The organism is Dokdonia sp. PRO95 (assembly GCF_000355805.1).
Classification (GTDB): Bacteria; Bacteroidota; Bacteroidia; order Flavobacteriales; family Flavobacteriaceae; genus Dokdonia.
Genome location: NZ_CM001837.1, coordinates 351,442 through 373,422, shown reverse-complemented (window position 1 = coordinate 373,422; position 21,981 = coordinate 351,442). Strand labels below are relative to the sequence as shown.

General features: G+C 36.6%; 22 protein-coding genes. 10 read left to right on the top strand and 12 right to left on the bottom strand.

Annotated features, from left to right (window positions below):
* Positions 1 to 48: 48 nt before the first annotated feature.
* Positions 49 to 2,223, top strand: a complete 2,175-nt coding sequence (locus tag D017_RS01470) for a TonB-dependent receptor plug domain-containing protein (RefSeq protein WP_081804616.1) — start codon at positions 49 to 51, stop codon at positions 2,221 to 2,223.
* 76 nt (positions 2,224 to 2,299) lie between these two features.
* Here D017_RS01470 and D017_RS01465 read toward each other — a convergent pair whose 3' ends face one another.
* From D017_RS01465 to D017_RS01435, 7 genes are all read right to left on the bottom strand, one after another.
* Positions 2,300 to 2,797 carry a DUF192 domain-containing protein gene (locus D017_RS01465; RefSeq protein WP_035334271.1) on the bottom strand — a complete coding sequence of 166 codons (498 nt, stop codon included), beginning with the start codon at positions 2,795 to 2,797 and terminating at the stop codon, positions 2,300 to 2,302.
* Positions 2,784 to 3,722, bottom strand: coding sequence for a prolipoprotein diacylglyceryl transferase (gene lgt / locus D017_RS01460; RefSeq protein ID WP_035334270.1), 939 nt, complete (start codon positions 3,720 to 3,722; stop codon positions 2,784 to 2,786). Before lgt ends, D017_RS01465 begins: the two co-directional genes overlap by 14 nt.
* Before the next feature lie 114 nt (positions 3,723 to 3,836).
* The gene (gene yidD / locus D017_RS01455) at positions 3,837 to 4,091 is read right to left on the bottom strand and encodes a membrane protein insertion efficiency factor YidD (protein ID WP_035334269.1); all 255 of its coding nucleotides are present in this window, start codon (positions 4,089 to 4,091) and stop codon (positions 3,837 to 3,839) included.
* Complete coding sequence (gene cysS / locus D017_RS01450) at positions 4,091 to 5,575, bottom strand: cysteine--tRNA ligase (protein WP_035334268.1); 1,485 nt, start codon at positions 5,573 to 5,575, stop codon at positions 4,091 to 4,093. The genes yidD and cysS overlap by 1 nt, the downstream gene beginning before the upstream one ends.
* A 115-nt stretch (positions 5,576 to 5,690) precedes the next feature.
* Positions 5,691 to 6,374 carry a GTP cyclohydrolase I FolE gene (gene folE, locus D017_RS01445; protein ID WP_051583766.1) on the bottom strand — a complete coding sequence of 228 codons (684 nt, stop codon included), beginning with the start codon at positions 6,372 to 6,374 and terminating at the stop codon, positions 5,691 to 5,693.
* A gap of 120 nt (positions 6,375 to 6,494) precedes the next feature.
* A complete protein-coding gene (locus D017_RS01440; RefSeq protein ID WP_035334267.1) occupies positions 6,495 to 7,193 on the bottom strand; it encodes a LytTR family DNA-binding domain-containing protein in 699 nt (232 codons plus the stop codon).
* Entirely contained in the window at positions 7,190 to 8,242 is a 1,053-nt protein-coding gene (locus tag D017_RS01435) for a histidine kinase (RefSeq protein ID WP_035334266.1), read from the bottom strand. Before D017_RS01435 ends, D017_RS01440 begins: the two co-directional genes overlap by 4 nt.
* A 211-nt stretch (positions 8,243 to 8,453) precedes the next feature.
* Here D017_RS01435 and D017_RS01430 point away from each other — a divergent pair, with 211 nt between their 5' ends.
* Positions 8,454 to 8,831 carry a MotA/TolQ/ExbB proton channel family protein gene (locus D017_RS01430; protein ID WP_035334265.1) on the top strand — a complete coding sequence of 126 codons (378 nt, stop codon included), beginning with the start codon at positions 8,454 to 8,456 and terminating at the stop codon, positions 8,829 to 8,831.
* Position 8,832: 1 nt separating this feature from the next.
* On the opposite strand, the gene D017_RS01425 is transcribed toward D017_RS01430, so the two are convergent.
* The 5 genes from D017_RS01425 to D017_RS01405 form a co-directional block, all read right to left on the bottom strand.
* Positions 8,833 to 9,681, bottom strand: coding sequence for a phosphatase PAP2 family protein (locus D017_RS01425; protein WP_051583765.1), 849 nt, complete (start codon positions 9,679 to 9,681; stop codon positions 8,833 to 8,835).
* Positions 9,682 to 9,746: 65 nt separating this feature from the next.
* The gene (gene lptB / locus D017_RS01420) at positions 9,747 to 10,487 is read right to left on the bottom strand and encodes an LPS export ABC transporter ATP-binding protein (RefSeq protein WP_035334263.1); all 741 of its coding nucleotides are present in this window, start codon (positions 10,485 to 10,487) and stop codon (positions 9,747 to 9,749) included.
* A 219-nt stretch (positions 10,488 to 10,706) separates the two neighbouring features.
* Positions 10,707 to 11,066 carry a carboxymuconolactone decarboxylase family protein gene (locus tag D017_RS01415; protein WP_035334262.1) on the bottom strand — a complete coding sequence of 120 codons (360 nt, stop codon included), beginning with the start codon at positions 11,064 to 11,066 and terminating at the stop codon, positions 10,707 to 10,709.
* 67 nt (positions 11,067 to 11,133) lie between these two features.
* A complete protein-coding gene (gene tatC / locus D017_RS01410; protein WP_035334261.1) occupies positions 11,134 to 11,973 on the bottom strand; it encodes a twin-arginine translocase subunit TatC in 840 nt (279 codons plus the stop codon).
* The gene (locus tag D017_RS01405) at positions 11,973 to 12,938 is read right to left on the bottom strand and encodes a KpsF/GutQ family sugar-phosphate isomerase (RefSeq protein ID WP_035334260.1); all 966 of its coding nucleotides are present in this window, start codon (positions 12,936 to 12,938) and stop codon (positions 11,973 to 11,975) included. Before D017_RS01405 ends, tatC begins: the two co-directional genes overlap by 1 nt.
* Before the next feature lie 87 nt (positions 12,939 to 13,025).
* Here D017_RS01405 and D017_RS01400 point away from each other — a divergent pair, with 87 nt between their 5' ends.
* From D017_RS01400 to D017_RS01365, 8 genes are all read left to right on the top strand, one after another.
* Positions 13,026 to 15,224, top strand: coding sequence for an ATP-dependent DNA helicase RecQ (locus D017_RS01400; protein WP_035334259.1), 2,199 nt, complete (start codon positions 13,026 to 13,028; stop codon positions 15,222 to 15,224).
* A 135-nt stretch (positions 15,225 to 15,359) separates the two neighbouring features.
* Positions 15,360 to 15,590: a hypothetical protein gene (locus D017_RS01395; protein ID WP_035334258.1), complete on the top strand. Its 231-nt coding sequence runs from the start codon at positions 15,360 to 15,362 to the stop codon at positions 15,588 to 15,590.
* A complete protein-coding gene (locus tag D017_RS01390) occupies positions 15,587 to 16,606 on the top strand; it encodes a potassium channel protein (protein WP_035334257.1) in 1,020 nt (339 codons plus the stop codon). The genes D017_RS01395 and D017_RS01390 overlap by 4 nt, the downstream gene beginning before the upstream one ends.
* Before the next feature lie 96 nt (positions 16,607 to 16,702).
* A complete protein-coding gene (locus D017_RS01385; protein ID WP_035334256.1) occupies positions 16,703 to 18,394 on the top strand; it encodes an alanine/glycine:cation symporter family protein in 1,692 nt (563 codons plus the stop codon).
* 11 nt (positions 18,395 to 18,405) lie between these two features.
* Complete coding sequence (locus D017_RS01380) at positions 18,406 to 19,287, top strand: helix-hairpin-helix domain-containing protein (RefSeq protein ID WP_035334255.1); 882 nt, start codon at positions 18,406 to 18,408, stop codon at positions 19,285 to 19,287.
* A gap of 128 nt (positions 19,288 to 19,415) precedes the next feature.
* On the top strand, positions 19,416 to 20,600 hold the full coding sequence (locus tag D017_RS01375; RefSeq protein WP_035334254.1) for an acyl-CoA dehydrogenase family protein: 1,185 nt from the start codon (positions 19,416 to 19,418) through the stop codon (positions 20,598 to 20,600).
* An 83-nt stretch (positions 20,601 to 20,683) separates the two neighbouring features.
* The gene (gene rpsU / locus D017_RS01370) at positions 20,684 to 20,878 is read left to right on the top strand and encodes a 30S ribosomal protein S21 (RefSeq protein WP_013749868.1); all 195 of its coding nucleotides are present in this window, start codon (positions 20,684 to 20,686) and stop codon (positions 20,876 to 20,878) included.
* A 174-nt stretch (positions 20,879 to 21,052) separates the two neighbouring features.
* The gene (locus D017_RS01365) at positions 21,053 to 21,940 is read left to right on the top strand and encodes a tyrosine-type recombinase/integrase (RefSeq protein WP_035334253.1); all 888 of its coding nucleotides are present in this window, start codon (positions 21,053 to 21,055) and stop codon (positions 21,938 to 21,940) included.
* Positions 21,941 to 21,981 lie beyond the last annotated feature (41 nt).

Sequence of the window (21,981 nt, the reverse complement as noted above, 5' to 3'; positions counted from 1 at the left end):
TGTTCCATTTCTTTTTGTTAATTAGGTATATTTGGTTAAAATATTGATATGAGGGCAATTGTGAGTTTTATTTTCTATTTATTCTTAGTGTTTTCGCTTAATTCTCAAGAAAGGGAATCAGTCACTATTTGCTGGGATAGCTCTTTGTCTATTGGTGAGACGCAAAGAATTCAGAATATAGAAATCCTTCAACAATATTTTCTTGACAATAAAAATATTGATATTGAGCTTTTAGTATTTAGCAATGAGATTCAATCTAAGGAATATTTTGACATATCCAATGGAGAGTGGTCAGAGTTAAGAAAATCTCTTTTAAACGTTATCTACGACGGGTCAACTTCATATCAATCAATTCTAGATCAACAAATAGAAACAGATGAAATATTAGTATTTACAGATGGTGCTGAGAGCTTATTTCCATCAAAGCTTAATTTTAAAAAACCTACTACTATATATTGTAGTAGTCCCTTCTGTAAAAAAGGTTTTAAAAATCTGTTAGGTTCATCAATTACTGTTATTTCGGATGTGTCGAACAATAAGAGCTTCAATGATATATCTAATACTGTTAGGGAAAAAGTAAAAGGTAAAGTTGTCTCAAATTATGGGCCTGTAGGTGATATTGAGGTGATGAATTTGACAACAGGGGAGACTACACTTACCACTCTAAAAGGTATTTATGAGTTAAGAGTTGCATTAAATGATACATTGCGATTTATTTCAAAGGGCTTTGAATCATTTGATAGGCCGATTAGTCAGATTGATTCCCTTCTTGATCTAAGCTCTTCTGGAAACACTCTTCGTGAGGTGCTTTTAATTGGAAAACCTAAATCGGTAGAAATTGAAGAAATAGTTCTAGTGGGTGACAAGGCAATAGATAAAAGGAAGCTTGGGTATGATGTCAAAACACTGGATGAAGATGAAATATCTACTAACAATGTAGGGTTGGGTACAGCTATTAAAGGGAAAATTGCTGGTGTTGAGGTAGGCTTTAATAATGATATATCAGCAACAATTATTAGGGGGTGGAATACAATAAATGGAAACAGCCACCCATTACTAGTTATAGATGGAGTTCCTCTGCCTAGGAGTAATTTGAATAAAGACAGTTCTGGCAATATTTTAGGAGGTGGCGCTTTAGATATTATTGATCCAAATAACGTCAAAAGCGTAAGTGTTTTGAAAGGGCTTGCAGCAACTAATAGATATGGGTCAGAGGGTAATAGTGGTGCTATATTAATAACTACTAAGACGGGGTCTATCAATAGCTCTACTGGAAAGAAGGCTATTGTCCTCGGTACTACATCAACATACACTAACGAAGCTTATGTAATGGATAGTGACCTGCCAGAAATGACAAGAGCTCTCAAACCTTCACAAAATATTGAAGAAGCATATAGTCTATATCTAAAAATAAGAGAAAATAATATAAAGAATTATCAATTTTATGTTCATGCGGCACGCTATTTTTCAGGTTGGGGCAACAATTTTCTTACAGCACGCGTTTTATCAAATAGTTTAGAGGTTTCAAATGGAGATCCAGCTTCATTGAGGGCAATCGCTTATGAATATGAGAGTTTGGGCTATTTGAATGAGGCAATTAATATTTATACAAAATTAATTAAAGACAATCCTAATCATTTACAAAACTATAGAGATGTTGCTCTTTTGTATAGAAAGAACGGAAACATTAATGGGGCATTTGAAGCGTATTTATCTTGTCAAAATTTTCTTTTAGATAAGCCAATTTCACAATTAATAGGATTTGAGAAAGCTATTATTTCAGAATTTAAATCCTTTTTGTCGGTTAATGGAAGCTTAGTAAATATAAATCTTGTTGATAAGAAGTTTGTAGGTACTAAAATCCTCTTTAGAAGGGTGGTATTCCAATGGAATGATTTTGACTCTCAATTTAATCTTCAAATTGTTAACCCTCAAAAAAGATATTTTACTTGGGAACATACCAAGGTGGCAGATGCAAACCGTCTAAAATTAGATGAATTGAACGGGTTTGGAGTAGAAGAGTATTTTCTGACAGCTTCAGATAAAGGGCAGTGGATATTTAATATAGAAAATTTGAGTGCTAAAATCTATTCTAATAAAGGGATTACTTTTAAAATAACTGTTTTTGAAGATTTTGGAACTGCTAAGGAAAAGCAAACTGTTCGTGTTGTAAATATTTCAGAATTAAATAAAAGTACTACAGTGTTGAAAATATCTATTTAAGATTATAGAAGTAGTTTTAATAGTTGAAAAAAAAGAGTTACGTCGATGATTCTCAAGTTTAGAGAGGTTGTGCTCATTAAAGAAGCTTCCATTCTACCCGATCTCCTACCTCAATAACCCACTCTTCAGATAGGCCACCGTTAATCTTTAAAACTAGCTGCGAAGGTACTTGTGAAGGTAAGAATGTCTTATCATCTAGCGGTGTAGTGTTTTCAGAAAAACTCACAATCACATTCTCTGCGTTTATGTGTATAAGATCTAGAGGGAATCTAATGTCAGTCATATAATATCCTCTTAATTCTTCTTGTGGATATAGAAAAAGGACTCCTTGATGTGGTAGAAGTCTATCTCTATTTTTAAGATCTACTTCTTGCTCGTATGCAGTGTCTGCTACTTCTATATCTATCGTACGTATTACTTGTCCAGAAGCTTTTATAAGTGTAAGCTCTCCTTCTTTTTTAAAAGACGGTTTCTCAACAGAGATTATGCTATCTGGGTTGTTATTATTTTTGCAACTTACTCCAGTAAGAAGAATTGAGAAAAGCGAAATGTAAGCAGCGTTACGAAGCTTCATAAGATGTTTTTTTAGTAAATGATGTGATTACAAAATATAGGCCTATTAGTATAAAAGGAATACTTAATACCTGACCTGTGTTCAAATTAAATATCCAATCTTCCCGATTCTCCACCTGCTCACGTTTAAAGTTTTCTACTATAAAACGCACGCCCATGAGTAGTAATAAGAATAAACCGAATAAAAATCCTGATTTCTTGCGGGCGTCTGTCTTCCAGTATAGAATAAATAAGATAAGGAATACAAACACATACCCAAAAGCCTCCATGAGCTGTCCAGGATATCTAAACGGTATAGTGCTTATGATATCTGCAAATTGAGGGTCGCTAGTTAGCGCTTGATATGCTTGTGCTGGATTAGGAATATTAGTGAGTGATACTGCTCGTCGCTCAGAAATCTCATCTTGCACAAACTGTATGCCTAGTGGACCATCTGTAACCTTCCCCACCATCTCTGAGTTTAAAAAGTTCCCTATGCGCACAAACACAGCTCCAGAAGCACAAGTGATTACTACACGATCTAAGATCCATAAAACCGATTTGTGCAACACTTTTTTGTTATATAAGTATAGCCCGAAAATGGTGGCCATTGCGGCTCCATGACTGGCAAGACCTCTAAAACCGGTAAACTCAAATTCTGGGACAAACCTAAATGGTAACAACACAGAAAGCGGGTCTTCCCAAAGTAATTCTGTTTGATAAAAGAAAACGTGACCTAGTCGTGCTCCTAAAAGAATAGAGACTACAGCATAAATAAATAAACTGTCTAGTTTCTCAATAGCAACATCCTCACGCTGAAACATTTTTTTCATTAAATAGAAACCCAATGAGAATGCAACTACAAACATTAAGCTATAAAAATGGATGGTAATAAAGCCTAGATCTAGTCCTGATACTGGATTCCACGTAAATTTTAATGCGAGCATATGTTGGGATTATTGGCTACTCAGAATATTTGTTAATTACTCCAATTATGACTGAGTAAGTGTTGTTTATTTAAGTAAGCAATTTAAAACCTTAATAGCAGATTTTAAAAGGGATTACATATTATTTACTTCTTCTTTTTCGGGAACTGGGTCATATCCTTGGCCACCCCAAGGATGGCAAGATAAAATACGTTTTAATGCCAGCTTTCCACCTGTTAAAAGTCCGTGCCTTTGAAAAGCGGTCTTGGTGTAATAAGAGCAAGTGGGTGAGTAGCGGCAAGTGCTAGGTGTCCACGAGGAGATAAATTTTTGGTAAAACCAGATGATTCCTAAAAAGGGAGCAATTGCTATTTTCTTTGCAGAAGCCATTAGTTTACAGTAAAGGTAGTTCCCTCACGACCATCTTTGAGCTGGATACCTAGCTCTATAAGTTCATCTCGTATTTTGTCACTTAGTGCAAAATCTTTGTTTTCACGTGCTTCTTTACGAAGTTTTATAAGTAACTCTACGGTGCCACTTAATTTTGAGTCGTCCGCTTTCGCGAAAGCGTTATTGTCTTCAAGTCCAAGTACGTCAAAAACGAAAGCATTAATCGTCTCAAGTAATAACTTAAGATCACTTGCAGTGATAGTTGCTTTTCCGTCTTTAATAAGGTGTATTTGCTTTACTGCATCAAAAAGATGTGCAATGAGTATCGGAGTGTTAAAATCGTCATTCATCGCGGCGTAGCAAGACGCCTTCCAGTCGTTTACATTAAAGCTACTTTCTTTAGATGTGTCTAGATTTTTTGCAATTTTGAGCGCTTCCATTAGTCTGTTAAAACCTTTTTCACTCGCTAGTAATGCGTCATTTGAGAAGTCCATAATGCTGCGGTAGCTACTCTGTAAGATAAAAAACCTTGCAACGCTAGGGGCAAATCCCTTTGTTAAGTGAGTACTGTCTCCTGTAAAAATCTCACCTGGGTTGATACTGTTACCAGTACTCTTTGCCATTTTCTGGCCGTTAAGGGTGAGCATATTTGCGTGTAGCCAGTACTTTACAGGCTCTGTACCTATTGCAGCTTCATTTTGAGCAATCTCACACTCGTGATGAGGAAACTTAAGATCCATACCACCACCGTGTATATCAAACTGTTCTCCTAGATATTTTGTACTCATTGCAGTACACTCTAGGTGCCACCCTGGGAAGCCATCACCCCACGGGCTAGGCCAGCGCATTATGTGCTCAGGTTCTGCTTTTTTCCAAAGTGCAAAATCTTGAGGATTGTTCTTCTCATCTTGTGCACTAAGGGCACGAGTGTTTGTAATCATATCTTCTAGCTTGCGGCCAGAAAGTTTACCATACTCGTGGTCTTCATTAAATTTTATTACATCAAAGTATACAGAGCCATTTTTCTCATAAGCATACCCGTTGTCTATAATCTTTTTGATTATTTCTATTTGCTCTATGATGTGACCTGTAGCTGTAGGTTCTATACTAGGAGGTAAGAAATTAAATTTATTGAGAATGTCGTGAAAGTCTAGCGTGTACTTCTGTACAACTTCCATAGGCTCAATTTGCTCTAGTCTTGCTTTTTTTGCAATCTTATCCTCTCCTTGATCTGCATCATCTGTGAGGTGACCAGCATCTGTAATATTACGCACATAGCGCACTTTATAACCTAAGTGTTTGAGATACCTAAATATCATATCAAAACTCATAAAGGTGCGCACATTACCTAAGTGTACATTACTATATACCGTAGGACCGCACACATACATACCTACATAACCCTCGAGTAGAGGTGTGAAGATTTCTTTCTTTCCAGAAAGCGAATTGTAAACTGTGAGTTCTTGATCTTGGTATAAAGGCATTTTATGTGCTATTTATGTGTGTAACGAAGGTAAATATCTTAATTGTAAAACTCAAAAAGCGGTCACTAAAAAGAAACCGCTTTTTTATAGGTATGCATAAGCAAGCTGTAGCTTCTTAAAAATCTGTGTCTAGCTTGATGTAGTCTAAAAATTCTCTACGTGTAGCTTCTTCTTTAAACTTCCCGCCAAACTCGCTGGTTACCGTGCTACTTTCTATATCACGTATACCACGGCTGTTTACACAAAGGTGTTTTGCGTCTATAACGCAGGCTACATCTTCTGTGCCCATAGCACGTTGTAATTCTTGCACAATTTGCATAGTGAGTCGCTCTTGTACTTGAGGACGCTTTGCATAGTAGTCTACAATGCGGTTCATTTTACTAAGCCCTACCACGGTTCCGTTTGAGATGTATGCTACGTGTGCACGACCTACTATAGGTAGTAAGTGATGCTCACAGGTAGAGTATACTGTGATGTTTTTTTCAACTAGCATCTCTCCGTATTTGTAATTATTATCAAATACTGAAACATTAGGCTTATTATCAGGATGTAAACCAGAAAATATCTCGTTTACAAACATCTTTGCCACACGTTTTGGTGTTCCTTTAAGGCTGTCGTCTGTCATATCTAGCCCTAGGGTTTCCATAATGTGAGCGACGTCCTTCTGGATGCTTGCAAGTTTATCTGCATTGCTCATTTCAAAAGCATCTGCACGCAATGGGGTAACCGCGCTGGTCCCTATGTGGTCATCACCTATTGCTTCAATTTGGTCTAATTGTCTTTCTAATTCTGTTTTCATAGTATGCGGTACTCCTTTTAATGGGGTCTTTTACGCTTTCGCGAAAGCGTAATCAACACATTATTTTTACCTCAGTCGTTAAGACTTTTAAAGGCTTGCAAAGGTACGTAATAAACTGCGTTATTTTATAGAACTTAATAACTGAAGCGTTGTATCTCGATAGCTTCTACTTATAGGGATAACGGTTTCATCTATAGTGATGTGCTCATTTGTGTAGCTATCTATTTTTTGCACAGCCACTATGTATGAGCGATGGGTTCTTAAGAATTGTTTTATGGGCAATTTTTCTATAGCAGATGATAGTGTCTCTCGGGTAACAATAATCTCATCGTTGGTGTGAATTTTTAGGTAGTCACCTAGACTTTCTATATAGAGAATACTGTTAAAGTCTACCTTCACCATTTTACGGTCAGATCTAAAAAATGTAAAGGTATCTGTAATTGTTTTTTGCGCTGGCTTATCTACTTCGTTATAAAATTTCTGTAGGGCCTTCATTAATCTTTCTAATGAGATAGGTTTAAGTAGGTAGTCTACTGCTTGAAGATCAAAACCATCTATGGCATACTCACGGTAAGCGGTGGTAAAAATAATCTTAGTATTACCTTGTATTGCTCTGGCAAACATAAGACCTGTAACCTCTGGCATATTTATGTCTAAAAATACAAGGTCTACATCGTGAGCACTTAGAGCGCTAAAACCTTGTGCGGCATTTTTACAAGAGGCTACCACGCTTATTTGTTCAATTTTTGAAAGGTGACTTTCTAAAATTTCACGTGCCATGGGCTCGTCGTCTATTATGATTGCATTGTACGTTCTCATTGATCTAATGTAATGTTTACATCTAGGTAAAACCAGTTGTCTTTTAGCTCACTTGTGAGTGTGTATTTCTTTGGGTAAAGCACATCAAGTCTTTTTTTACTGTTTTTAAGCCCAAGACCATGATTAAGCGTGTTGTTTTGAGCAGCTTTCACTGTATTTTTTATTGTAAAATGTAATCGCTTATCTACCACCTCAAGATGTATGTTTATAATAAGGAACTCATCAATAGGCCCTCCGTGTTTAAAAGCATTTTCTACAAAGGCGATAAATAACATAGGCGGGACTTGAATATCTCGCTGTATGTTTTTTGTAAAGGTGACACTTAGAGACTCTCTAAAACGCACCTGCTCAAGACCTATATAAGAATCTATATATCCAGTCTCTTCAGATATGGCAACGGTCTTTTTCTTTATTTGATTAAGCGAGTAGTCGAGTAGATTAGATAATTTGAGAATCAGGTCTGGAGTGTGCTTAGATTCTTTTAGGGCCGCTCCATAAATCGTATTAAGTGTGTTAAATAAAAAATGAGGGTGTATTTGCTCTTTAAGGTAATGGAGTTCCTTTTCTTTAAGTAGTAATTGCCCTTCTAGTATTTTATTTTCTAATACACTATTGCGATGTATTGCCTTGTAGTTGTATTTGAGCAGTTGTGCAAGTGAGACTAATCCAGCCACGAGGTACACGAGTATGAAAACAAAAACAAAGTTACGCGTGAGCAAGGGCATTTGCTTCATATCATAATTAGATAAGAAGATAAAGTTTATGAAGGTGATGATAATTATTAAAAACAGTGAGCCTACTACAGTGTATAATAGGTATGCAGTAAAAACAATATATCTCTTTTTGAGAAGGAAACGTGGTATTAGATAATAAGCAATAATGTAGGTTACTACGATAGTAATAGGTAGGAGGCTAGTTGCAAAGTGTATGACAAACTGATCATTATCTGCCGCATAGCTAAAAAAGTAAATGTAAAATAACCATACTAATACCCATAGTATAATATGTATAGGTAAGTAAATGGTTTTTTTAAGCAATGGTGCTAGCATCTCACAAAGATGACAAAAAAATGATAGCCCTTATTTATTTTGAGATGAATAACGCTTTATATGCTGTCTATAACCTAACAGGCTGGTGGTTATTCGTTGACGGATTTTAAATTGCTATATTGGAAGTATAAACTGGTACTCGTCGCAAATAATATTAAGAAGTGTTTTATCTCTCTAGATTTACATCACATTAATCTTAAAAACTAAAGTTATGTCACAAATTATCGATCGTATTAATGAAGGAGGGCTACTATTTATGGTGCCTATTTTACTAGTTTTACTTGCAGTACTAGTCTTATTTATTTTAGCACTTGTAGGTAAAAAGCGTGTAAGAAATACACTAGAGCTCATAGGTCATCTCAGTCTTTTTGCACTTATGTGGGGACTTCTCGGGTCTACTATAGGTCTTATTACAGCCTTTGATGCTATAGAGGGAAATGGTAATATCTCACAGCCTATGATGGCAGGAGGACTCAAAGTAGCCTTGCTATGTACCGTTTTTGGATTATTATGTTTTGTGATAAGCAGGGTAGCAATGCTTGTGCTTACTATAAAAGCACAGAAGCAAGAAACTTTACCAGTAAGTTAATCTAGAAAGTACCAGTAAGCCCGGCGCGACCTAAGCCTACATTAAATTTCCAAGAAATGCTATTGTTTTTCTTAGAGCCGTCGGGATATACATTTGCCTTGTTCATATAGTTATCTATAGAATCTACAATCACAATACTAAGTGCAGCACTAAGGGCCACGTCTGTAAGCCAGTGGGCTCCACCCCAGATTCTTTGTAAAGGTGCAATAGATCCTAAGGCATATATTCCAACCTTAACCCAGGCGTTATCAAATTGTTTTGCAACTGCGTGTGCCATGGTTACAGATAGTATCGTGTGTCCAGAAGGGAATGATCTAAAGCCTGCCATTCCACTGTAGGGGTTAAATTCAAATTTTCCCTTACCGTTTTCTGGTCTACTTCTACCTGTGGAGGCCTTGAGAATGGTTTGTAAAAGTCCAGCCGTCACTGCCGATGATGTCATTAAGGCTCCCGCTCTACGTACTTTTTGGTTCTTAGTAAATAACCCAAATAAATAAGTTCCAGCCGTTAGGCCATAAATTACCTGCGGACTTCCGCCACGTTCTCCAACTTCGTCTAATACTGTTGGTAAATCGTCACTTCTTTTTGAGAAAAAATTATTTACGTCATCATCTACAAAGTAAAGTAGTGCCGTTCCCCCAGCAATGGTACCAGCTACAATCCAGTCATCTTTTTTCCATCGCAGTGGCCCGGTATAAGCGTGACCTATGCCTTTAAGCATGACCTTAGTATCGTACACTGCTAGTTTTATAACACTTAAGGTGTCTTGAGTCTGTGTAGGTATAGGGGTTTGTGCCTTGCAAAAAACAGAAAGGAAACAGACGAGTATGATTGTAAATGTTGTTTTCAAAATGGCAATTGTTTAATAAGTGAGATGTACAAGAAAACCCACCTAGAGATTTGTTTAATGGTAGGCTAGGTAAATAGTTTTTTCTTACGCAGTTCAAAGTTTTGACCTAGATAGACTTTACGTACCATCTCATCTGCTGCGAGTTCTTCTGGCTCACCATGTTTAAGAATACTACCCTCAAACATTAGGTAAGTGCGATCTGTAATGGCAAGTGTTTCTTGGACATTGTGATCGGTTATAAGTATTCCTATATTTTTGTCTTTGAGTTGTGCCACGATACGCTGTATATCTTCTACAGCTACGGGGTCAACACCAGCAAAAGGCTCATCAAGTAATATAAAAGATGGAGAGGTAGCTAGTGCTCGTGCAATCTCTGTACGACGACGTTCACCTCCAGAAAGTAAATCACCACGACTTTTACGTATATGACCTAAGCTAAACTCTTCTATGAGTTCCTCCATTTTATGAAGTTGCTCTTTCTTTGATAATTTTGTGAGCTGTAGCACACTCAAGATGTTATCTTCAATACTTAGTTTTCTAAAAACAGATGCCTCTTGAGCTAGATAGCCTATCCCGTTTTGAGCGCGTTTGTACATAGGGTATTTTGTAATATCTTGTTGTTCTAGATAGATATTACCACCATTAGGCTTCACAAGACCTACTATCATATAAAAAGAGGTGGTTTTTCCAGCTCCGTTAGGCCCTAGTAAACCTACTATTTCTCCTTGATTTACCTCTACAGAAATTCCCTTAACCACCTGTCGGCCCTTATAGGATTTCATTAAATTTTCAGCACGTAGTTTCATAGTAAGTAAATATACAAATTGTTTAATCCTTTGTCTTGACCTTATTATAACGTGTAAAAGTGAAAGCCATTATGAGACCAAAAAATAAACCTTGAAATAAAATTCCAAACCAGCTTATTTTGTAATTGCTTAAATATCGAAAAGCGGTGAGTATAATGCTGTGCACAACGAAGAAGGATATAAAAAACTTACAAAATCTCATCATTGTGCACAGTGTTATTATTTACCTGCTTTTCTCTCGTCTAGTGCTTCCCAGTATTCATATGCACGGCGCAAGTGAGGTATCACAATAGTTCCTCCTACAAGAGTACCTATACTTAATGTTTCCATTACTTCTTCCTTAGTTACACCTTCATCATGACAGCTCTCGAGGTGATATTTTACACAGTCATCACAACGTAATACTGTTGAGGCAACGAGCCCTAGAAGTTCTTTTGTCTTTTTATCTAATGCACCTTCTGTAAAGGCATTAGTGTCTAGATTAAAAATACGCTTGACGATCTTGTTGTTGTCGGCAAGTATTTTATCGTTCATTGTAGAACGGTAGCTATTAAAATCGTCTATTATATTATTGCTCATAGTTGTGGGGATAGTGGTTTTACGCTTTCGCGAAAGCGTAAAAAAATTAAATATTAGTTAAGTAATGTTATGCAAGTCCTTGTTTCTTAAGTCGGCGTTTTTCTCTTCTGATAACACCTCTAGAAATAAAAATACTTACTTCGTACAGGATAATGATAGGCACAGCAACGATTACTTGGGTTGAAATATCTGGAGGCGTTATAATTGCTGCCAAAATTAATACAATAACTAATGCGTACTTGCGATTCTTTTTAAGGAATTCAGGAGTCACAAGACCTATTTTAGTAAGGAAATACATGATGATAGGTAATTCAAATATAAATCCAGAAGCTAGTACTGATGCTCGCACGAGGCCTATAAAAGAATCGATGTCAAATTCATTTTGAACTGCGTCAGATATTTTAAAAGTTGCTAAGAAGTTGATAGATAATGGTGCTACTACAAAGTATCCAAATGCTGCTCCCAAAAAGAAAAGTAAAGAGGCAACTACAATAAAGCCTTTACTTGATTTACGTTCATTTTCATACAGTCCTGGAGAAATAAATCTCCAAAATTCATAAAGAATATACGGAAAACCTATGACGACACCTGCCATGATAGAGGTCCATATAGCCGCACTAAATTGGCCAGCTACTTTTCTACTTTGGATGATAAAATCCATGTCTCCATCTGCAATACATCCTTTTTCTGCCCCAAAAAATTGAGAAATCTTACATAAAATATCATAAGAGACAAAGTCGGGATTTTGAGGGCCAAAAATAATTTCAAAAAGGGTTCCTTTAAATATAAAAGCAACGGTACCTATAATGACTACAGCGAGCGTAGCTCTAATTAAGTGCCATCTTAATTCTTCCAAGTGGTCAAGAAAGGACATCTCATCTGGGTGTTTTTTTACTTTTTTTGCCATTATGCGATTCCTTCTTTTATGAGATCATGTATGTGTACCACACCAGCGTAGTTTCCTTCTTTTTCAACTAATAGCTGGGTGATATTGTGTGTTTCTAAAATTTCTTTTGCATCAATTGCCATAGCATCATGGCATACTGTTTTTGGTGTGGTGCTCATGATTGCAGCGGCAGTAAGACCATCAAGAGAATCATTTTTTGATAGCATACGTCGCAAGTCGCCGTCTGTTATAATTCCTTGGATAGCTCCGTTAAGAACTACTGCTGTAACACCAAGCATCTTATTAGTAATCTCAATAATCACCTCTTTTATACTTGCATCTGGTGTTACTTGAGGATTTTCATGAGTAGAGCAAATATCATTAACAGTAAGGTATAATCTTTTGCCTAGAGCACCACCAGGATGGTATCGTGCAAAATCACTTTCTGTAAAACCTCTTAGGTTTAGCAGGGCAACTGCTACTGCATCGCCTAGAACAAGCTGTACTGTTGTGCTTGTGGTAGGGGCGAGGTTGTTAGGGCATGCCTCTTCTTCTGTATTAGCATGTAATATGTAGTCTGCTTCTTTACCTAAAAACGAATCTCTATTTGCCGTAATTGCAATGAGCGTGTTTTCTGTCTTTTTAATAAGAGGTACTAGAACTTTGATTTCTGGAGTATTTCCACTTTTTGATATACAGATAACAATGTCATCTATTAATATGCTTCCTAAATCACCATGAATGGCATCTGCAGCATGCATAAATAGAGCAGGAGTTCCTGTACTATTTAAGGTTGCTACGATTTTTTGAGCAATAATTGCGCTCTTACCTATGCCGGTTATGACTACTCTGCCCTTAGAATTATAGATGGCTTGTACTGCTTGTGCAAATTCTTCGTCTATTAATGAACTGAGATTTGCAATCGCAGTTTGCTCAATATGAATGGTTTTCTGTGCGCTAGCAATGATTTGCTGGAAGTTGTTCAAAACTGGGTTTTGTTAAGATTTGTTTAACGTGCGGAAATTACTATCTTTAGAAAACACAAAGGTATGTAAAAATGTATTTGAATACATATGGGGACAAGGCAAATAGACTTACACGAAGAACTTAAAAGATATTTTGGCTTTAGTCAGTTCAAGGGTCTGCAAGAAGAAGTCATAAGAAGCATCGTAGGTGGTAATCACAGTTTTGTGATTATGCCCACAGGAGGTGGAAAATCATTATGTTATCAGTTACCCGCACTTATTGCAGAGGGAACTGCTATTGTGGTATCGCCACTTATAGCTTTAATGAAAAACCAAGTTGATGCGCTTAGAGGTATATCTCAAGAAGAAGGAATAGCTCATGTACTTAATAGCTCGCTCACTAAAGGAGAGATAAAAAAAGTAAAAGAAGATATCACTAGAGGAGTAACAAAACTCTTATATGTGGCTCCCGAGTCACTTACTAAAGAAGAAAATGTAGAGTTTTTGAGAGGGGTTACTATATCTTTTCTGGCTATAGATGAGGCACACTGTATTTCAGAGTGGGGACACGATTTTAGACCAGAATATCGTAACCTACGTAAGATCATAGGTAGAATAGGTGATAATATTCCTATTATAGCAGTTACCGCTACTGCTACGCCAAAAGTGCAAGAAGATATTCTTAAAAACTTAGGGATTACCAATGCAAACACTTTTAAGGCTTCATTTAATAGACCTAATCTTTATTACGAAGTACGGCCTAAAACGGCTCAAGTAGATGCCGATATTATTCGATTTGTAAAACAAAACGAAGGTAAGAGTGGTATTATATATTGCCTCGCTCGCAAGCGTGTAGAGGAGCTAGCACAGACATTACAAGTTAATGGCTTAAAAGCAGTACCATATCATGCAGGACTCGATGCAAAAACGCGCGTGAGACATCAAGATATGTTCTTGATGGAAGATGTAGATGTGGTGGTTGCTACCATCGCTTTTGGGATGGGAATCGATAAGCCAGATGTGAGATTTGTTATACATCATGACATTCCTAAAAGTATAGAAAGTTATTACCAAGAAACGGGTAGAGCAGGAAGAGATGGAGGTGAAGGTCACTGTCTAGCTTTTTATGCATATAAGGATATAGAAAAGCTTGAAAAATTTATGAGCGGTAAGCCTGTGGCCGAGCAAGAAATAGGTCATGCATTACTGCAAGAAGTAGTAGCTTTTGCAGAGACAAGTATGTCTAGGCGTAAATTTATTCTCCATTATTTTGGAGAAGAGTTTGATAACGCAACCGGAGAAGGAGGGATGCTTGATGATAACATGCGTAATCCTAAAAAGCAACATGAAGCAAAAGAGGAACTTGTAAAAGTATTATCTGTAGTAAGAGATACTAATGAGATTTATAAAAGTAAAGAGATTGTTCTTACTCTAAGAGGAAAGGAGAACGCTATTATAAGTTCGCATAAAACCCATGAGCAGCCATTTTTTGGTATAGGTCATGATCAGAAAAAAGAATACTGGTTTGCCCTTATACGCCAGGCTCTTGTTGCAGGATATATAAAAAAGGATATTGAAACGTATGGTGTAGTAAAGATGACACCAAAAGGCCTAGACTATATAGAGAATCCTGTTTCTTTTATGATGACAGATGATCATGTGTTTGATGCAAACAGCGATAATGCCATCATATCTGCTCAAAAAGCTGGGGCAGGAGCCGATAAGAAGCTTCTAGAAATGCTGAAAGATTTACGTAAAAAAGTGGCAAAGAAACTTGATGTGCCTCCATTTGTCGTTTTTCAAGACCCTTCACTAGAAGATATGTCTATTAAATATCCTGTAAACGTTGAGGAACTAGGTAATGTGCATGGAGTAGGGGATGGTAAGGCAAAAAAGTACGGTAAAGAATTTGTAGCGCTCATTGATAGGTATGTTTCTGAAAATGATATTTTGAGACCAGATGATCTTGTCGTAAAGAGCACTGGAGCAAATAGCGGATTGAAACTATACATTATTCAAAACATCGATCGCAAATTACCACTTGATGATCTCGCCTCTGCAAAAGGTAAGGATATGCCAGATTTTATTAAAGCGATGGAAGCAATCGTTTTTAGTGGTACGCGTCTTAATATAGATTACTGGATTAATGATATACTTGACGAGGATCAACAAGAGGAGCTTCATGATTACTTTATGGAAGCAGAGACAGATAAAATCGAAGTAGCCATGGAAGAGTTTGATGGCGATTATGAAGATGAGGAGCTGCGTTTATATAGGATTAAATTTATGAGTGAGGTTGCAAATTAAATTGTAATTATAGTAGGAGTGTTTGGTTTTGAGTACGCTTTCGCGAAAGCGTAATTACCCTTATTTCTACCTTTATTATTCTTGAAGATTAGTCTTTGATAGCATTATACATATAGTATTTATTACCTTCACAATATGTTGAAATTTGTATACGATATACGGCATTATTTTGAGAAACATGGATTTTATGTTTCTTCTAGACTCGCAGACCGTTTAGGAATGCGCGCAAAAAATGTGAGACTATTTTTTATATATGTTTCATTTGCAACTTTAGGAGTAGGTTTTGCATTATACCTTACAGTAGCGTTTTGGCTTAAGTTAAAAGATCTTATATATACAAAGCGCACTTCTGTTTTTGACCTATGAATTTGTTTTCCTTTTTTAAGAATAAAATTTATCTAGCCATAGTACTTCTAGTAACTACGTTACTTTTAGGGGTTGTTGGCTATCGTTTTATAGCAGACTATAATTGGGTAGATGCTGTATATATGACAGTGATTACAATTACGACTGTAGGTTTTGGCGAAGTGATTCCGCTCACGCCCGAAGCAAAAATCTTTACAGTGATACTTATTCTATTAAGTGTGGTGATTGTGGGTTATGCTTTGACGGTTATCTCAGAGTATATAATAAGTAAGAGTTCTTATAAAGATTTAATACATAAAAAGGTGCAGCAAGAAATCGATAAAATGACAGATCACATTATTGTTTGTGGTTATGGCCGTAATGGGCAAGAAGCCGTGCAAAAACTCATGGCTTATAATAAGCAGTTTGTGGTTATAGAGATGGATCTAGATGTTATAGAGCGTTATGAGATGGATAAGAATATTCATTTTGTTTATGGTAATGCAAATGAAGATGAAATTCTAGAAAAAGCTGGGATCTCAAGAGCTTCTGCGCTTTTATGTGCTTTACCTGAGGATGCAGATAACCTTTTTATTGTACTCAGTGCTCGCCAGCTCAACAGTAAACTCAAGATTATAAGTCGTGCAACTGCCGAGGCGTCACAGAAGAAACTCAAACTTGCGGGTGCAGATAATGTAATCATGCCTGATAAAATAGGTGGTGATCATATGGCATCACTTGTAGTTGTACCTGATCTTATCGAATTTTTAGATAATTTATCAGTCGTAGGTGAGGAAGATAGCATCAATGTAGAAGAAATAAGCTTTGACCAAATCTGTGCAGATGGAAAAGAGGCTAGTATTAAAGAAATTGATTTACGCTATAAAACTGGTTGTACCATCATAGGATATAGATCCCCGTCAGGGAAGTATATTGTTAATCCAGAAGCAGATATGCGACTTGAGAAGGAGTCAAAATTAATAGTGATAGGGCGTCCTGAGCAAATCAAAAGATTGCATGAGACTTTTGGTATTTAAATATTGTTAAGGATTTTAAGATAGTTTCCTTTGAATAAGGGGCATTTTTTTGGATATTGCTAGCTGAATTTACAATAACTTAATATATCTATACTAATGAAGAAATACCTTTTATTCATTCTTTCTGTTTTTATTCCCCTTCTTTCTTTTGCGCAAGAAACTCAAGAAATAGGAATTGACCAGAAAATTGACCAAGCATTTCAACCAATTTCAGATTTCTTTTCGGCGATTGTATTTTTTGAAGTTGCAGGAACACCTTTTGTTCTTATTTTATTAGTGGCGAGTGCCGCTTTTTTTACGATTTATTTTGGATTCCCAAACATCCGTTTCTTCTGGAGAGCAATCCAGACAGTACGTGGTAAATATGAAGATATTGAAAAGCATGGAGCTGCAGAGCTTTATGGTGAAGATGGTATTGCTCAAGGGCAAGACTTATCAAAAGTTGATATAGAGGAGCATATAGAAAATCTAGAGGTAGATGATAATCTAGCAATAGATGGAGATATCGTAGACACTATTAGAGATGAAAGCTCTGCTGGTGAAGTTTCTCACTTCCAAGCACTAGCTACTGCAGTATCTGGTACAGTAGGTAATGGTAACATTGCCGGTGTTGCACTTGCTATCGCATTAGGTGGTCCGGGAGCTACTTTCTGGATGATTGTTTGTGGTCTTCTTGGAATGTCTACAAAATTCGTAGAATGTACGCTAGGTGTTCAATTTAGAGATGTAGGTGAAGATGGGACAGTATACGGAGGGCCTATGTACTACCTAACTAAAGGTTTAAAAGCAAGAGGATTTGCTACTATAGGAAAGATTGCAGCTGTAATATTTGCTATTTTCTGTATAGGTGGTTCTTTTGGAGGTGGTAACGCAGCTCAATCTAACCAAGCAACTATTGTTCTTAAAGAAATGTTCAATATGACAAGTGCTGCCTCAGGATTTATTGTTGGTATTGTACTAGCCGTGATTGTAGGTATTATCATCATAGGTGGTATAAAGCGTATTGCTCAGGTTACAGAAAAAGTAGTTCCTTTTATGGCAATTATGTATGTGGTTGCATGTCTATATATTATACTAAGTAACTTTAGCCTTATTGATGATGCTATCGGACTTATTGTAAAAGAAGCATTTAATCCTACGGCTATTGGTGTAGGAGGATTCATAGGGGTGTTACTTGTAGGTTTTAAAAGAGCGGCTTTTTCTAATGAAGCTGGAGCGGGATCTGCATCTATTGCACACTCTGCAGTACGTACTAAGTACTCAGCAAGTGAAGGTCTAGTAGCGTTACTAGAGCCATTTATTGATACAGTACTTATCTGTACGATGACGGCACTTGTAATTATTATTTTCAACTTTAGCGGAGCATTCCAATACGGTGGTGATGGATTAGGAGCTGTAATGATAGATGGAGAATCTTTTGAAGGGGCTGGTATTACTGCCAAGGCTTTTGCGGAATATATTCCTTATTCTGACGTATTCTTGACAATCGCAGTAGTTCTATTTGCGGTGTCAACTATGATATCATGGTCTTATTACGGACTACAATCTTGGAAATTCCTTTTTGGACGTGGTAAGGTTGCGGATCTAGTTTACAAATTGTTATTCTTAACGTTTGTAGTTGTGGGAGCATCTGCAAGTATGAACTCCATATGGGCTTTCTCTGATGCAATGATTTTTGCAATGGTTTTCCCTAACATGGTAGGACTATTCTTCCTATTCCCTGTTGTTAAAAAGCAATTAACTAGATACCTTAACGCTATAAAGCTTAAGGAGCAGGCTATAGAGTAATAGTAAATAGTATGAAAACTTTAAAATCCCATTTCATTTACGATAGGCGTAAAAGAAATGGGATTTTCTTTTTTATAGCAATAATCATTGCTTGTACTGCTACGGTAATTTTTTATCCATCAGAAGCAGATGTACAAATATCTCAAGAAGAAGATCTAGAGGTTTTGGCATTTCAGAAGGAAATAGACTCCCTTAAGCTGGTAGAGATTGAAAAACGTAAGCCTAAAATTTTTCCTTTCAATCCTACATTACTGACGGACTTCAACGGTTATAAACTTGGTATGACCACAGAGGAGATAGATAGAGTGTTACGCTTTCGCGAAAGCGGAAAATGGTTTGACTCCGCCATTCAGTTTCAAAAAGTATCTGGTGTTTCAGATTCTTTGCTAGGTGTTCTAGAGCCCTACTTTAAATGGCCGAAATGGATTGAAGAGCAAAAACATACCCCAAAAAAGAAGTTTAACTCTAAAAGAAAATGGAAAACTGCCGAAGAAAAAGGTGATCTTAATAGTGTAACTTTTGAAAAATTACTTGCTATTAAAGGAGTGGATGACAATGCAGCGAGCAAAGTACTTAGGCATCTCGGCAAAACCGGTGGTTATCAGGTGGATTTTCAGATTTACAGTGTTTTTGGTGTTGACAAAAGTATAAAGCGCGCAATCCTTGATGAATACACGGTAAAAGAAAAACCTGCTATTGTGCCAGTAAATGTTAATACTGCGACCGCATCAGACTTATCTACGGTTCCTCTGCTTAATTTTGACTTAGCCAAAGAGATAGTAGATTATCGAATTCTCAGAGAAGGTGTCAAATCAATAGAAGAATTGAAAAATTTGGATGGTATGACAGACTTTAAATATGATATAATAAGTTTATATTTACATATTGATTGAAATTGCTATAAATAAACATCACATTCTTAGTAATTATTCTTTTTTTAGAGAATTACTCATTAGGATGAAATTTCCAACAATGTGGAGCTGAAAAAGTTTTACGGTTGGATTGAAAAAGAACTTTAAATATGACAGACATGTATTTTACGGAAGAGCATAACCTCTTTCGCGCAAGCTTGAGAGATTTCCTTAAGAAAGAAGTAGTGCCACACATTGATAAGTGGGAAAAAACAGGACAGATAGAACGTTTTATCTGGAAGAAGTTTGGAGATATGGGATTCTTTGGGATTAGTTATCCTGAGGCATATGGAGGAATGAACTTAGATTTTTTCTATACTGTAATTTTATTAGAAGAATTACAGCGCATTAATAGTGGAGGATTTGCAGCGGCAATATGGGCACACGCTTACCTTGCAATGACACACCTTAATGTAGAGGGAGATGAAAGAATAAAGTCTGAATATCTTACAGCCAGTATTGCTGGAGATAAAATAGGATGTTTATGTATTACAGAACCTTTTGGGGGAAGTGATGTGGCTGGAATGAGAACCACTGCTGTAAAGGATGGGGATCACTACGTGATTAATGGGTCTAAAACCTTTATCACAAACGGTGTATATTCAGATTATTTAATTGTTGCGGCAAAAACCGCTCCTGAGCTAGGAGGAAAGGGCATGAGTATCTTTCTTTTAGATAGAGATATGCCTGGTATAAGTGCTACAAAACTTGATAAGCTAGGGTGGAGAGCATCAGATACTGGAGAGATCGCATTTGATAATGTGAAGGTGCCAGCAGCAAACCTTATGGGTGAAGAAAATGCAGGTTTTGGTTACATTATGCAGCATTTTGCATCAGAGCGTCTTATTATGGGTATTAATGCTCACGCGAGAGCAGAGTATGCTATCGAGTATGCCTTAGATTACATGAAAGAGAGAATGGCCTTTGGAGTTACTATTGATAAGTTTCAAGCATTGCGTCATAAACTTGCAGAGCGTCAGGCAGAGGTGGAGATGTCAAAAGCTTTTAATTATACTGTAGCATACCGTCTTAATAAAGGTGAATATGTGGTGAAAGAGGCAACCATGTCAAAACTTACTGCGACAAAAATTGCAGACGAAGTAATTTATGACTGTTTACAAATGCTAGGAGGTTATGGTTATATGGAAGAATATCCGCTTGCTCGTATGTTACGTGATAGTAGACTAGGGCCTATAGGTGGAGGTACTTCAGAGATATTACGCGAAATCATTGCAAAAATGGTTATCGATAAGAAGACTTATAAGCCTAAGTCTGAAGAAATTTCAAAAAATTAAAGGATAGGGTTGTAGGGTTACTTTTAAAGCGTATATTTGCAGCCTGAAAACCGAATAAGAATTTAAAGAAAGGAGGTCCCACTATGTTAATTATACCAGTAAAAGACGGAGAAAATATAGATAGAGCGCTTAAACGTTTTAAGCGTAAATTTGATCGCACAAAGACTATGCGTAATCTTAGAGAGCGCAAGCAGTTTACAAAGCCTTCTGTAGTAAGAAGACGTGAGATTCAAAAAGCATCGTACATCCAAGGGATGAGAGATGCAGAGAATATCTAGCATTTATTAATCCGTTGTCATGCTAAGCATGATCTGGATTAACAGGGAGATTAAACCTCTCTCAATCATATAAAACCGTTGTGTTGTAAAGTTTATCTTTACAGTGCAACGGTTTTTTATTTTATGTATATTTTATAAAAGAAATTTGCATTAAAATTTTATAAGCCACCACTTATGTCATTGATATCCTTTCTAGAATATCTCAGCCTTGAGAAAAATTATAGTCAGCATACTGTTGTAGCATATGAGAAAGATGTTGTTGAGTTTTTGGCTTTCGCCAAAATAACTTTTGATCAAAGTAATTTAGCAGACATTCATTATGTGCAAATCCGATCTTGGATTGTGACTCTTGTGGATAATGGAGTTTCCAATAGAACGGTCAATAGAAAAATATCCTCCTTAAAGGCATATTATAAGTTTTTACTTAAAATAGGTGACATTGAAGCTTCACCGCTGGCTAAACATAAGTCTCTAAAAACACCCAAAAGGTTGCAAATTCCATTCTCTGAGCTAGAGGTGGGTACTGTTTTTGAACGACTAAAAGAAGCTGATAATTTTGTTACGCTACGGGACTTGTTGATTATTGAGCTGTTGTATGCGACGGGAATGAGACGTGCAGAGCTTGTTGGATTGACGATGGGTAGTGTTGATGTAACTCAAAAAACCATAAAAGTTATAGGTAAGCGTAATAAGGAGCGCGTTGTTCCATTACTTTCTAGTGTTGTTGATACCTATAATAGGTACACTGCTGTTAGATCTTCTGTAGTTAATGATGGAGTAGATGCTCTTTTGGTTACTAATAAAGGTGCTAAAATCTATAGCACCCTTGTGTACAGGATAATTAATCGTTATTTTAGTGAGACGTCAGATAAGTTAAAGACGAGTCCTCATATATTAAGGCACTCTTTTGCGACACATTTGCTTAATCAGGGTGCAGACTTGAATATTGTAAAAGAGTTGTTGGGTCACGCGAGTCTTGCGTCTACGCAAGTATATACTCACAATAGCGTCCAAGCGCTCAAAGATGTTTACTCTAAAGCACACCCACGTAATAAAAAATGATTTCTGGCGTATTAGAAGCAAACACTATTTATTAGGTGTTT